14 protein-coding genes are annotated in these 12,375 nt (G+C 50.3%); 8 read left to right on the plus strand and 6 right to left on the minus strand.

The genetic code is table 11. From position 1 onward, the window contains the following. Nucleotides 1-62 precede the first annotated feature (62 nt). Nucleotides 63-1,694, plus strand: coding sequence for a restriction endonuclease (locus tag KRAC_RS57025; RefSeq protein ID WP_007922690.1), 1,632 nt, complete (start codon nucleotides 63-65; stop codon nucleotides 1,692-1,694). A 148-nt stretch (nucleotides 1,695-1,842) separates the two neighbouring features. On the opposite strand, the gene KRAC_RS57030 is transcribed toward KRAC_RS57025, so the two are convergent. Both KRAC_RS57030 and KRAC_RS57035 read right to left on the minus strand, forming a co-directional pair. Beyond that, nucleotides 1,843-2,460: a CYTH domain-containing protein gene (locus KRAC_RS57030; RefSeq protein WP_075164674.1), complete on the minus strand. Its 618-nt coding sequence runs from the start codon at nucleotides 2,458-2,460 to the stop codon at nucleotides 1,843-1,845. After that, nucleotides 2,393-3,277, minus strand: a complete 885-nt coding sequence (locus KRAC_RS57035; protein WP_007922693.1) for a radical SAM protein — start codon at nucleotides 3,275-3,277, stop codon at nucleotides 2,393-2,395. The genes KRAC_RS57030 and KRAC_RS57035 overlap by 68 nt, the downstream gene beginning before the upstream one ends. Before the next feature lie 241 nt (nucleotides 3,278-3,518). Here KRAC_RS57035 and KRAC_RS57040 point away from each other — a divergent pair, with 241 nt between their 5' ends. From KRAC_RS57040 to KRAC_RS57065, 6 genes are all read left to right on the plus strand, one after another. After that, nucleotides 3,519-4,547: a sugar-binding transcriptional regulator gene (locus tag KRAC_RS57040; protein WP_007922694.1), complete on the plus strand. Its 1,029-nt coding sequence runs from the start codon at nucleotides 3,519-3,521 to the stop codon at nucleotides 4,545-4,547. A 397-nt stretch (nucleotides 4,548-4,944) separates the two neighbouring features. After that, nucleotides 4,945-5,163, plus strand: a complete 219-nt coding sequence (locus KRAC_RS57045) for a hypothetical protein (protein WP_007922695.1) — start codon at nucleotides 4,945-4,947, stop codon at nucleotides 5,161-5,163. 10 nt (nucleotides 5,164-5,173) lie between these two features. Continuing rightward, nucleotides 5,174-5,518, plus strand: coding sequence for a hypothetical protein (locus tag KRAC_RS57050; protein WP_007922696.1), 345 nt, complete (start codon nucleotides 5,174-5,176; stop codon nucleotides 5,516-5,518). Next, a complete protein-coding gene (locus KRAC_RS57055; RefSeq protein WP_007922697.1) occupies nucleotides 5,518-6,423 on the plus strand; it encodes a class I SAM-dependent methyltransferase in 906 nt (301 codons plus the stop codon). Before KRAC_RS57050 ends, KRAC_RS57055 begins: the two co-directional genes overlap by 1 nt. 31 nt (nucleotides 6,424-6,454) lie before the next feature. Beyond that, nucleotides 6,455-6,760: a hypothetical protein gene (locus KRAC_RS57060; protein WP_007922698.1), complete on the plus strand. Its 306-nt coding sequence runs from the start codon at nucleotides 6,455-6,457 to the stop codon at nucleotides 6,758-6,760. Beyond that, nucleotides 6,757-7,239, plus strand: a complete 483-nt coding sequence (locus KRAC_RS57065) for a hypothetical protein (RefSeq protein WP_007922704.1) — start codon at nucleotides 6,757-6,759, stop codon at nucleotides 7,237-7,239. Before KRAC_RS57060 ends, KRAC_RS57065 begins: the two co-directional genes overlap by 4 nt. A 198-nt stretch (nucleotides 7,240-7,437) precedes the next feature. Here KRAC_RS57065 and KRAC_RS57070 read toward each other — a convergent pair whose 3' ends face one another. Next, complete coding sequence (locus KRAC_RS57070; RefSeq protein ID WP_007922705.1) at nucleotides 7,438-7,758, minus strand: nitroreductase/quinone reductase family protein; 321 nt, start codon at nucleotides 7,756-7,758, stop codon at nucleotides 7,438-7,440. 215 nt (nucleotides 7,759-7,973) lie between these two features. On the opposite strand from KRAC_RS57070, the gene KRAC_RS68595 reads away from it, so the two are divergent. Further along, nucleotides 7,974-8,585: a hypothetical protein gene (locus KRAC_RS68595; protein ID WP_244422632.1), complete on the plus strand. Its 612-nt coding sequence runs from the start codon at nucleotides 7,974-7,976 to the stop codon at nucleotides 8,583-8,585. On the opposite strand, the gene KRAC_RS68600 is transcribed toward KRAC_RS68595, so the two are convergent. The 3 genes from KRAC_RS68600 to KRAC_RS57085 form a co-directional block, all read right to left on the minus strand. Continuing rightward, nucleotides 8,484-9,059 carry a class I SAM-dependent methyltransferase gene (locus KRAC_RS68600; RefSeq protein ID WP_007922706.1) on the minus strand — a complete coding sequence of 192 codons (576 nt, stop codon included), beginning with the start codon at nucleotides 9,057-9,059 and terminating at the stop codon, nucleotides 8,484-8,486. The genes KRAC_RS68595 and KRAC_RS68600 overlap by 102 nt on opposite strands. Before the next feature lie 42 nt (nucleotides 9,060-9,101). Then, nucleotides 9,102-10,352, minus strand: a complete 1,251-nt coding sequence (locus KRAC_RS57080) for an RNA-guided endonuclease InsQ/TnpB family protein (protein ID WP_007922708.1) — start codon at nucleotides 10,350-10,352, stop codon at nucleotides 9,102-9,104. Nucleotides 10,353-10,736: 384 nt separating this feature from the next. Next, on the minus strand, nucleotides 10,737-11,939 hold the full coding sequence (locus tag KRAC_RS57085) for an outer membrane protein assembly factor BamB family protein (protein WP_007922711.1): 1,203 nt from the start codon (nucleotides 11,937-11,939) through the stop codon (nucleotides 10,737-10,739). Between the last annotated feature and the right edge of the window lie 436 nt (nucleotides 11,940-12,375).

Consider the following 12,375-nt stretch of genomic DNA (forward strand, 5'->3'; position numbering starts at 1 on the left):
ATTTATGTCCAGAACAGAAAAACAGTATATAAACGCACCACAATCACACTGAAGGGAATTCAATGGCAAGAAGAAGTGGATTTATAAGCAGTCTCGCCCGCGTGCAGCGTGAGGCAGAACGACAACGGCTTGCGCAACTACGTCAGCAGCAAAGAGCACAAACGCAGGCCGTAAGAGATGCTGAGCGCGCACGCAAAGCGTATGAACAAGCTGCCAAATTGGAAGCCAAAGAGAGAGCTAAACTCTATGAACAATCGCGATTAGCTGATGTTACTTTAAAAAATGAGCAGCTTGAGCAGACCATTGCATCACTGCAAACTATTTTGCAAGATGCGCTTAGCGTTGAACACGCTATCGATCTGCAAAGCCTCAAGCAGCCAGTTAATCTACCTGTATTCCAGCACACACACCTGCTCAATGCAGAACCCCCGCCACCACCACCCATCATCCCTCCTGAGCCCAGCGGGCTGCAAAAACTCGTACCAGGGGCAAAAGAACGACATGCTCAGGAAGTAGCGAGGTTACAAACCCTATATCAACAGTTCCTCGCAGAACATGCGGCCCGAGAGCAGCGACGGCAATCCGCACTGGCAGCAGCGCAGATGCTTCACAATAGAGAGGTAGAAGCTGAAAAAAAGAAAATTCTGGAGCAACATGCGGAAATAGATACGTTTCAACGTGATCTTGACGCTCAATTACCTTCTGCCATTACCAACTATTTCACGCTCGTGCTGTCTTCGTGCGAGTATCCAGAGAACTTTCCACAGCAGGCGAAACTTGCCTTCGTGCCAGAGTCCAAACAGTTGATTGTAGAATATGATCTGCCAACAATTGATGTCGTGCCAACAGTCAGTGCATACAAATATATCAAAACACGAGATACCATCACTGAAACAGCCCGCCCCCTGGCTCAACGCAAGACGCTTTATGCTTCCATACTCGCCCAGATCGTGCTACGGAGCCTGCATCAACTCTTCACCGCTGATCGCCGAGGTTTTCTTGAAACGATCGTCTTCAATGGTTATGTAGAGAGCCTCGACAGGGGCACTGGACATACCATGCGCACCTGCCTCGTGACCGTTCGCACCAATCGCGACACCTTCAACAGGCTGAACCTGAAACTTGTTGAACCCGAAGCCTGCCTCAAAGGGCTTAATGCCTCCGTCTCGAAAAGTCCTTCCGAACTGGCGCCCGTGCGCCCTGTCATGGAACTCAACATGGTCGATCCTCGTTTCATCGAGAGCACTGATGTCCTCTCTGGCCTGGATCAACGTGTCAACTTGATGGAACTCACACCCACAGAGTTTGAAGGACTCATCACCAATCTCTTCCAGAAAATGGGGCTGGAAACACGGCAAACCCAGGCATCACGCGATGGAGGAGTCGACTGTGTCGCCTTTGATCCACGGCCCATCTTTGGTGGCAAAGTGGTCATCCAGGCCAAACGCTACAAGAACACAGTAGGCGTCAGCGCGGTACGTGATCTTTTCGGTACTCTGCAAAACGAGGGCGCCTCCAAAGGCATTCTCGTCACAACCAGTGGCTACGGCAAAGCGTCCTACGATTTCGCCGAAGGGAAACCTATCGAACTGTTGAGCGGGAGCAATCTGCTGTACCTCCTGGCCGAACATGCCGGGATAGAAGCAAAAATCGAAGCTCCCTCCGACTGGAAAGATGCGCAACCGGATGCATAATAGGCTGTAGATTTCATAATGTCCGGGCTCCTTTTCTCATAAGCGCGATGTAGCCTGGACACTTCACGCTCTTTAATAAGACGGTCAGGCTTTCCTTTCGAGAAGCCTGACTGTTATTTGAGTAATACAACTTTTTTATTTTCATGCACTACAGATGATACTTGCCTAGCTGATATGCCTTAACGTTGTGTTCGTGGAGCCAGAGTTCAACATATCCAACCCCTATATGCTTGACATCAAGCTCAGACACGAATGCCTGTAACATCGTGTGGGCCTTCTCCGGATCATCATTCTCGTCACAGCGAACTTCTACTTCCAAAAAGTCACCAAGCTGAGCAACGTGATCAACACTGACATAGATACCATTCTGGGAGTATTCTTCCCGTTTATTATCGATGTGAGCCAGTTCAACAAGTCCATTTTGGCTTATGGCTGCTCCTACCGTCGGTTGAGCTTGCCAGGTAGGTAGGAAGCGAGTAAAAAGCGCATTCATTTTCTTCACCTGATCAGTATCAGGGTGAAGCGGAAAGGTTCGCTCTGTGGTCTGACCATGTACTTTTTCGATATTCTCGTTGAATTTGAATTCAACCTTTTCCTTATTCCTTACTCTTACAAACACCGCTTGCTGAAGGAGAGCATAGTCCTGGGTATCATAATAGATATCTCTGTTATGCACTTCACCATCAAAACGCATATGTTCAAGCTTTGAATGGAGTTTCTGGAGAAGCGCAGGTGAGAGCTGGCATTTTAATTCTACCTCGATCATCGACTTTCCTCTTTTCGTGAGCAAACTCTATGGCATCCACCGATGAGAGAAAAACCTTTCCTCCCTTACTCTCGATCATAGAAGCGATACGATGTAAACGAGCTTCGTCCTCATATCGTCTCCATGTGGGAGCGTGAGCAGACCAGGGAACGATGACTTGACGATGTGGAGTTTGTGTCAGGGTTTCTGTTGGGATGAAGCGAACAAACTGCCCTCCTTCATCTGAGTAAAGAGGACCTAGAACAAAGCCGTCACATCCAGCATCTATACCTGCCTGCGCTAGTTGTTCATATTCTCTATCCCGAATACCAGGTAAGATGGGTCGTAATGCAATATAGGTTGGAATGTCCCTACGTTTTAAGTTTTCGATGTTTGCAACTCGTTCTTGGGCAGTGGGGGTATGAGGTTCGACAAGACGAGCAGAATCCCAACAACTCAGAGAGATAAAAGCAACGAGTGTGTTCCCATCTTGCAACATGCCATCATGGATGTCTACAAGGACGTTCAAAATAGCATTATCCAGAAGCGCTTTGGTACTGAAGCTAATATTCTTACGGAATCTCGCCAACCGTTGTAGCATCATAGTACCGCGTTCTGGCCTATCAAATGGATCGCCGTCATACCCAAACTGAATAGTTTCAAAGGCATGAGTGCGCATAAACTCTTCAAACTGGCGAAGAATTTCCTCTGCATCAACCTTTGAAGGGCCAACCTCTCCTTTTCGGGTATAACAGTATTTGCAACCGAACCGGCAAGCCTGACCAACCGGAACGAGAACTCTGTTCTTCTCGACTTTAAACTGGATATTTCCGGCCATACTGATCCTCCCATACGATACGCGCTGTAAAAGCGTATCTCTGACAAGTGTAGCATGACAAGAATATCATGTCAAAAGAATAGCGTATTTGGAGGTTGCGCTTTAAAGAGAGATATTGTACTATGCTCTTTAGATAACATTAAATGATATTGTTATCAGAAGAGCATATTCTCTATTCTATCGGCTTATTTTGGCAAGCCGTGATGGAGCGTTTCCCAATGGTGAGAAAAGGAGCATGACGATGTTTACCGATTCACCTACTCCACAGAATATTTCAGAAGGAAAACTGCTTTCAGATGACCGCTTTTTGCGTGAAGTCGCTCATTTGTATTATGACGAAGGGCAAACTCAGGAAAATATTGCTGAGGCCCAGTATTGCTCAAGACAGACCATCTCAAAAGCGCTTCAGAGAGCCAGAGATCGCGGCATTGTTCGGATCTCAGTTATCCCCGAACAAAGAACGGGGTATTTGCGCAACCTTGCTCGCGACTTGCGCTTGCGACTCGGTTTAGAAGATTTAATCCTTGTGCCTGGCCGCAATATGGATGAGGAACAGAGTTCTGCGAGCGATGTGTTGGATGACATTGCTGGTACCGCTGCGGATTATCTCGATCAGTTGCTGACAGATGAAGATATTCTGGCCGTCTCAGGTGGGAAAGATACCATGCGCCAGGTTGTTCGCTATCTCAAACCAACAAAGCTTTTGCCTCATTTAAGGATTGTTCCAACTATTGGCTTTGTAAGACCGCAAACAAGTGTTGGAGATGCCAATCTGACCTCATTTGACATCGCCACAGCATATGGAGCCAAACATAACTGGCTTCCTATCCCTGCGATTGTCGAGTCCCAGGAACAACGTGAACAGGCTCGCGCTCTTCCAATAGCGCGAGACGTTTTAAAGATTATGGAGGACGCAAACATTATTATGACGGGATTGTGGCCTCCATTTGCTCAGAAAGCGATATTTACCCAGCAGAAAATTGAAGAAATCACGACATACAATCCAGCTGTTGATATTAATCATTGGATTTTTGATAACGTTGGTGCTTGCATTAATGACAGGTTAGAGTCTCCTCCCTATTACCTCACTGGATTAGAGATACCGCGACTGAAAGAGAAAATACAGCAAAGCCACGCGAGAGTTATTCTTGTGGCTGGAGCAAATCTCAAATATATACCAGCCATACGTGCTGCGCTGAAAGCAGGCATTGCCAACATCTTGATTACCGACCATGTAACAGCCGAAACACTCCTGAAAAAGCCAGAGTAATGGGCCTGAGCAAAAACCTCACGTTTCCACTTCCCTCAAACACATCACCATTGATGTGTTTTTTCTTTGCATTCCACCTTCTCTCCACGAGATCGAAGGGGCACATTGCTCGCACGAGACGCAAAAATAGCAGCGCGCTAACAATGATTGAGAAGTTTACATACGCTACAGCTTGGATTTTTGTTGTCTCTTGTCCACCCTTTAGGAACTCACGATCTTGTCATAAGGCAAACGTTTGGTAGTAGCATATGCTACAAAATTAGCAAATGCACTAAAATGCATTGATAAATGCGTTTTCTCATGCTACACTCCAATTATCGGCAACCTTGATCTGTCATATACTCTTACGTTTGCTCTTTAGTAAGATGTTCCTTCGGGTTGGTAGGAAGGCACTGTTATGGATAAGAATCAAAGTGAAGTGGCGACTCTTTTACAACAAATAGAAGCCGAATATCAGGCAGCGTATAACGGATTAGATGGCTTTGCTATGACTGCACCTCATGTCTTCCGTACCTCCTGCTCAGAGCGCATAGGGAAATTGCATGAGGATTTACAGCAGATAGTTGGCTTAGAAGATGCTATCCTGCTTGTCGCGCAAACATTAGATCGATTGTAGAGGAGCAACAATGGTAGCCCATAGACACATTTCTACGCTTCCAACCGAAACGATGCCTTCTTTGAGGCCCGCACCTCCGCAACAGGAACCAATGTTGCTCTACAACCAGAGCCTCGACCGCTGGGAAGGAGGTACCCGAGAGCGGTTCCTCTGGATGAACAATGCGACCTTCTTGCTCTACGTGGATGCCTATCTGGAGTGTCACCTCATGAAACCGCCAACGCCAGAGCAGGTGCGAGAGGCCATCCAGCATTGTGCTCGCCTCACCTATTGGGATGGCTGCGAGCACTTCTGTGACCGTCGTGTGCATGTTCAACGGTTCCGCACTCAAGAGAACGAGGAAAGGATTTCATAATGCCACTCTTCCCTCTTTTACGACGAAGACACCGGGGCATAATTCCGACCTTTGAACCTCCTTCATCCAGCGCGACACCAACTGCCACTGTGATCGGGGAGCGCCGATTCCGTGTCGATGTGCCCTATCTCTTTCCCAAAGATATGCCCGAATACGATCGACTGACCTTCCAGCACTACTTTTTGAAAACCTTACTGGGCGGCAATTATGTCGCTCCAATTGACTCTCCCAGGCGTATTCTCGACGTGGGCTGTGGCACGGGCATCTGGGGACGGGAGATGGCGCAACCCTTCCCGGGCACTCAGGTGGTCGGTTTTGATATTGAGCCCCACACCCTTGTGTCTCATGTTATTGAGATGCCTTCCAATTGCCTCTTTGTTCAGGGCAATGTCCTGCAAGGCCTACCATTCTCTGACCATGATTTTGACTTTACCCATCAGCGCTTGATGGTCGCGGCGCTCCCTGCTCGTGCCTGGCCCTATGTCGTGAGTGAGCTCGTTCGTGTCACCCGCCCCGGCGGCTGGATCGAGTTGGTTGAAGCGGCTGATACCTTCGAACATATGGGGCCCATGACGAGAAAGTTCATGGAATGGTGGCACAACCTCGAGAGCAAGACCGGCTTTGATGCCTCTCTTATGACCCGGCTGCCGACCCTACTGACAAAGGCTGGCCTCTCACAGGTCAAGGAGAGTATACTTCAGGTCCCGCTTGGAGCCTGGGGTGGGAGAGGCGGTGAACTTCTAGCGAAAGATCTGCATGCCATTTTTACCAATTTAAAGCCGGTGTATTGTACTCAGCTCAAGCTCTCAGAAAAAGAGTTTGACCACACCCTTCAAAAGCTTCCTCAAGAATGGGACACACACCACACGTACTTTCATTTTTACATCACGTATGGACAAAAATGACAGAGAGCAGAGGATTCAGGAGGGCCGGTCCATGCAGCGAACTCAAGAGACTTATCTGCTCGCATTTCGTCGTTCCATGACCTTTCGGAGCATCGATGGGAAAACGACGTTTATTTCATCTGCCGAAATTGTGCCCGGCGTCGAGCTGATACAGAAGATTCCCGCGACACGTGAGGCTCCTGCCCTCTATGAGCTGGCATTGACGCTCGATGGTGAGCCCAAAGTGCTCATCGTTGAGAAGGACCTGGTTGAACTGCACAAGGACAGGAACACATGCCAGCTATCTCCTTCTCTGAAAAGCGCATCTTGCAAACATGAGGAAGGGAAGACACCATGACTGAAAGCACCAGGCGACCAACAACCAACGAAGACCGACCGCGCGTGCTACTCGCACCATATGAGCTCATCGCGCTGGACAACATGCTCATAAGCTATCAGACCTATTTATTGCTCCCTGCGGTCATGAGTCGTGAAGAGACACACTACTTCAAACGGTTGATGGATCTCCGCCGAAGAATCGGCAGGCTTCTACGCCCCGAAGCACCACATGATGATGCAGTGTTCGACCTTGTGGAGGATGAGTTGGAGACCATCGAAGAAGCAGCCATTATGTTCATTCAACTCTTCTTCCGTATGTCTTTGCAAATGCAAGGACATACACTCGCAGAGGAAATAGCTCAGAAGCTTCTTCAGAGGATAGAAAACAGCATTGATCAATACAACAAAACGCTCGTAAAAAGGGAGAGCAATGGGCATCAGGCAGCTGGTGCCTCATCATTCCAGCAAACACGAAAAGAAGACCACCATGATTGCTGAGCGCTCCAAAGAGACTGTACCACACCATCTCCTGCACGTTTTCCTTCTGGGTAGTCCCCAAAAAGCGAAAACACTGAAACAGAGGCTACAAGGAGGCAATTTTGCAGTCACGCACCTGACCCACCTGGGAGGCTATACCTCAACGATGATAGCGCGGCTGATGCAGCCAGACATCTGGCTTACCTGCTGTACTCATGCTCAGACTTTCTCAGGCAACACCTCTGCGGTGCCAGTGCGCGTTTGTCCGCGCAAGAGGACTTGCACTGTAGCTCCTCCAACGAGATTCTTCCACCAGGGATAGACCACCGTCATCCGCAAGGTTTCGCCTTCCTGGACATAGCGCATCGGCGTCGTGAACGCTTTCCCACTCTTGCGCCCGGCAAACGTCAGAAGCAGGAGATGATTGCTCCTCATGGCGTGCCATCGGGAGTGCAAGAGAGTTGTCACCAGTGCGTTCACCACAATTCGGACAGGCCGGGGCGGCCTGAGATGGCGAACCGTCGTGTGGGTTTCGTTCATCAGTTTGCTCTTGTTTCTCTGACCCAATTGGGTCTATGCTCTGGGTTGGTTTTCCCATTCTATACGGGCCGCCCCAGGCGAGAGCCACTCAAAGGTGCTCAAGCACCCAACTTCTCCACCTCAGAGATTGACGAAGCAGAACACTGTGCTCAGAAACGCACCACACATTATCTGGCTCAGTATATGAAATGATGCGAAGAGGTGTCAATCATCTCGTGCGTTCGTTTGAGCATTCGGTTCGCAGGAAACGGAGCCAAAACGATACGAACGTACCCTCGCTGTACACTACAGGTCCCCTTTGGGAGGCGGGTTTTCGAACAACCAATAGTTGTACTGCCCAACATTTGGGTCATCGCCTCGCTGGCAAAGAACTGGCGGATCTCACCCATGGCGCACTCCAGGGAGAGCAGGCGCTGCACTTTCCGCTGCCGGAAAGCGTCTTCGCCCTCTCCGGCAAACCTTTCGCGCGTCCTGCCCTTGATGGGCGCTTACCACCCCCAGTACAGGAGGAGGAAGGGACCTCGTTTGCCCCCTATACCGCCCAACTAGAAGAGGCCTTGCTGCTGTCCTCAGCCCGTGACCGGTTGCTGACACCGGCTGACCTCATAGCCCTCAAGGACCTGCTCGCGCCGGATAGTGTTCGCGTCACCCCGCACTATCTGCAAATCGGGGAGGAATATGTGCGTGAGCTCGCGGTCATTGATTTCCATCAGATCAAGACAGGATCAAGACTTGCGTGCAATGATATGGTAAACGTGCCAGTGCTTCGGCTTCCCAACCGCCGTTGTACCATCCTGATCATCTTCCTCAAACTCGAGAAGCTCTAACCCATCAAGATATGCTAGGGCTTGTTGGCGAGTGAAGAAAGTCATACGTGTTTCAGGAGTATTCCAGGAGTCATTTACCCCAAAGAATTGCCCGACGAAGATCGCACCAGGTTTGAGCGCAGCCTTGAGGCAGACAAAAACGAGGGAAAATTGTTCCCGATCGATAAAAGGGAGCGCGAAATGAGCATTGATCAGGTCATAATATCCAAATTGAAAATCCTCAAATAAGGATTGTACACAATCAAGACGATCTGGTGGCAGATCGGCAAGAAGTTCCAAGGATGCTGCTTCTTGATCAACAGCTGTTACGCGAAATCCGCTCCCGAGCAGATACCGTGTATCACGGCCAGCACCACACCCCAGGTCTAACGCCTCTCCGCCACGCTTCAGCAGTTCCACAGCCCGAACCAGACGCGGCCAGGGCGGCCGATTCTTCGTACTGGTGTAAAAATCATTCCAGGCAAACGGCCGCATCGATTACTCTCCTTCTGCCATTCTAAACCTACTCAAAGGTGCTTACACACCATCGAATAGGTTCAATTGCTGCACGTGCCCCTCACAAGATGCCTCCATGGCATCTACACCGCTTTGGGTCGCCTGCAGCACATCGCACTCGGCTTGCCGAGTGTGTGGCCCTCGCCGGGCAAGGAACCTCATCAAGATGTTGACGGCGCTATTGTCGTCTCGATCCATGCTGAGTCCACATTCCGCGCACTGATACGTTCTCTTGCGCAGTGGCATGTCTTGCAGATTCCCACAACCACTACACTGCTTGGATGTGTTGCGCTCATCTAGAAACTGAAGCTCTTTCCCATACAACTGGCATTTGTAGGTGAGCATCTGGACAAAGGCATACAGGCCCCAATCGTTATAGACTGCTCGATTGCATGCCTTGTTGTGCTCCTGATGCTCTTTCATGACCATCTGTCGTTGGGAAAGATCGCCCACGACGACAGTTCTCTCAACCAATCGTCGTGCAATGAGATGCGATGCCTTGTGCAGGCTATCGCGCTGTTTGTTGCGTTTCTTCTGCGAAACGCGCTTATAGACCTTGCTCAGATGAAGATAGCGGCGGGACTTCTTCTTGCACGTGCTGCGTTTCGAGCGAAGTTTATCAAGCTGTCTGTTATACCAACGCGAGCCTTTGAACCCACCGATGTGATAGAAACGGCCCTCTTCAGTAACGCCAGTTGCCAGCGTCTTGATACCCAGATCGAAGGCCACCGTGCCACTATTACGTTTTGCTTCTTCGGGCTGCCGATAGCTGAAGGATGCGTAATAGTGGCCCCTGCCATCGCGACTGATGGCTACCTCTCGAAAGTCTTCTGGAGGTAACTCTGTGAGGGTCGCATGGATGGCAGGAAAGCGTTTGCGCTTGCCCTTGCCCCCTGTGGGCAGAATGAGCGTGCTTCCCTCGAGCGTGAGATACATCGCTGGATAACAGAGGGTGAAGAAGCAATGGCGAGGTCGCACGCGGGGAAAGCCTGGCGTTTCCCCATTAGCGACCCGACGAAAGAAGGCCTGCATGCCTGCATCCAGGCGGTAGTAGACTTCCGCAAGCAGCTTGCCATACACCTGATTGAGTTCAGGATCATGGACGCGGCTCTCGGCCAACGTCTTCTTGCAGGCGTTGAAGCGCCACTTCTCCCCATCTCGCAGTCGCATCACCCACCAATTGTAGAGGCCTCTGCATTTTCCTTGCATGAACTCAAGGGTGGCTGCGTCTTGCTCGCTGACATCAAGCTTGATCTTTTTGCAGAGGAGCATGAAACCCCTTCTCTTTCAACACCACCCCGAAAGGTGGAAAACATCTTCTCTGGCCAGAAACATAAGACGTCCTGATATAGAACATTTTTTCTTGTTTGGTGCGTGTATCATACTATGATATCGTCTCTCTGTCAACGCATACACATGTGTGCAACAAGCGCACGTTTGACCATGTTTGCGTATAGTTTTGCTTGCTGTTCTTATGCTCCATTTCCTTCTGTACAGATGGCGCCTTCCCAGGAACACCAACCGCTTCACATGCCTCCTCTCAGAATCTCTCGCAAGTTAGCGGCGAATGCGGCTGGCTGGGATTCATAGCCCCGTGACTACCCAGAAAACCAACTATTTGGCACGAGTTCCTCCACGCCTGTCTCCTCGACGTTATCAGACACTAAAGGCGTAAAAATTGGCATCATTTGAGCCGACGAAGAGCATTCCGCTATAAATCGCTGGCGAGGCATCAACGCCAAGGCCTGTGGCATAGCTCCAGAGTAACGTTCCCGTCGCAGCGTCAAAGGCGTAGGTGTTCGCGTCATCCGAACCAACGAAAACTACTCCATTGGCGACTGCCGCCGAAGAAAAGACGGTATTGCCTGTACCAAACCACCAGCGCGGAGCTCCAGTAGCGGCATCGAGCGCGTAAAACCGGTCGTCGTTTGAGCCTACATAGACGATGCCATTCGCGACCGCTGGCGAAGCACCCACCGCGCCACCAGTTCTATAGGACCAGGCTAGTGTGCCATCGCTTGCTTTGAACGCATAGACATTGTGGTCTAACGCGCCGATATAGACCATTCCATTGGCAATGGCTGGCGCAGAATCAAAGGGCATTCCTACCGAGTGACGCCAGGTAAAGGCCCCTGTGAAAGCATTGACCGCCAGGACATCACCCAGGCATGTGCCGACATACAGCATTCCATTGTCGACCGCTGGCGCGGAGTCCGCCACCTCTTCACAGGCCCCCGTGTCATACCCCCACACAAAATCTCCTGTCAGGGCTTTAAACGCATACAGCTTCTGGCTATTTCCAAGCACATAGAGGTAATCCTTCCATAGCGTCGGCGAGGCCGAAACACCCCGATAGCTGGTATAGAACTTCCAGACAAGCGCGCCCGTATCGGCATTGAGTGCGTAAACATAACCATCGCTTGAGCCTATATAGACCAGACCGTTCCCCACAGCGGGAGATGCATCAATTGAGCCACCAGTCGTGAATACCCAGCGCCTTGCACCTGTACGAGCATCGAACGCGTAAAGATTCCCATCGTCCGCACCCACATAGGCTACCCCGCTCACAATTGCTGCCGACGAACGCACGCCAGAAGAATATGGACCAGGCCCGGTCGCGTAACTCCAGGCAGAGTGCAAGCCTCCAACACTGCCAGGGCTGAGCAACGTCTCCGCAGTGTTATAATGCGAGTGGGTTGCGTTGTAACCGAACATATTCCAGGCATGAAGATCGCTCGCGGTCTCTGCTCTGGCTCGCTGAGGACTCGAGAAAACCACCAGAGCAATGAGTAGCGTTAAACTCAACATTCGCAAGCAGACAAGTTCCACTTGCCATCGAAACGAGGCATCCGTGCGCATAAAGCAACCTCTCTTTTGCAGGTACATATCCTGCCAAGTTGCTACAGAGACAATGATTACTGGTTAAACGCTGTCTCATCGGTCTTTTTTGCGTATAAAAACATAGTTTAGATGTACCCAACGCCCAGTCACAGAAGCAACCATTGATGGCGCACGCCAGGAACCATGGCTTGCCAACAAACACCTGGCTGATTACCTCTTCCCAGAAGAGATGAGGCCCCCTCCAGCAAGAGAAAAGCAGGCTCTCTTCGCACGCAATGCGACATCCCTCTAGATACGATCTCTTAAGAGCACAGTACCTGGAGGAAAATGCAAGCGCTTCCCAAGCGAACTTTTTTGAACAAGCAATTCTATAAATAATAGAATACAAAAATTTGGTAATTTCCCAAAGAGCTGGGGGGCAGCGCGTCGCCCTCGCACACACACATGTTCATTG

This window comes from Ktedonobacter racemifer DSM 44963 (assembly GCF_000178855.1).
Lineage (GTDB): Bacteria > Chloroflexota > Ktedonobacteria > Ktedonobacterales > Ktedonobacteraceae > Ktedonobacter > Ktedonobacter racemifer.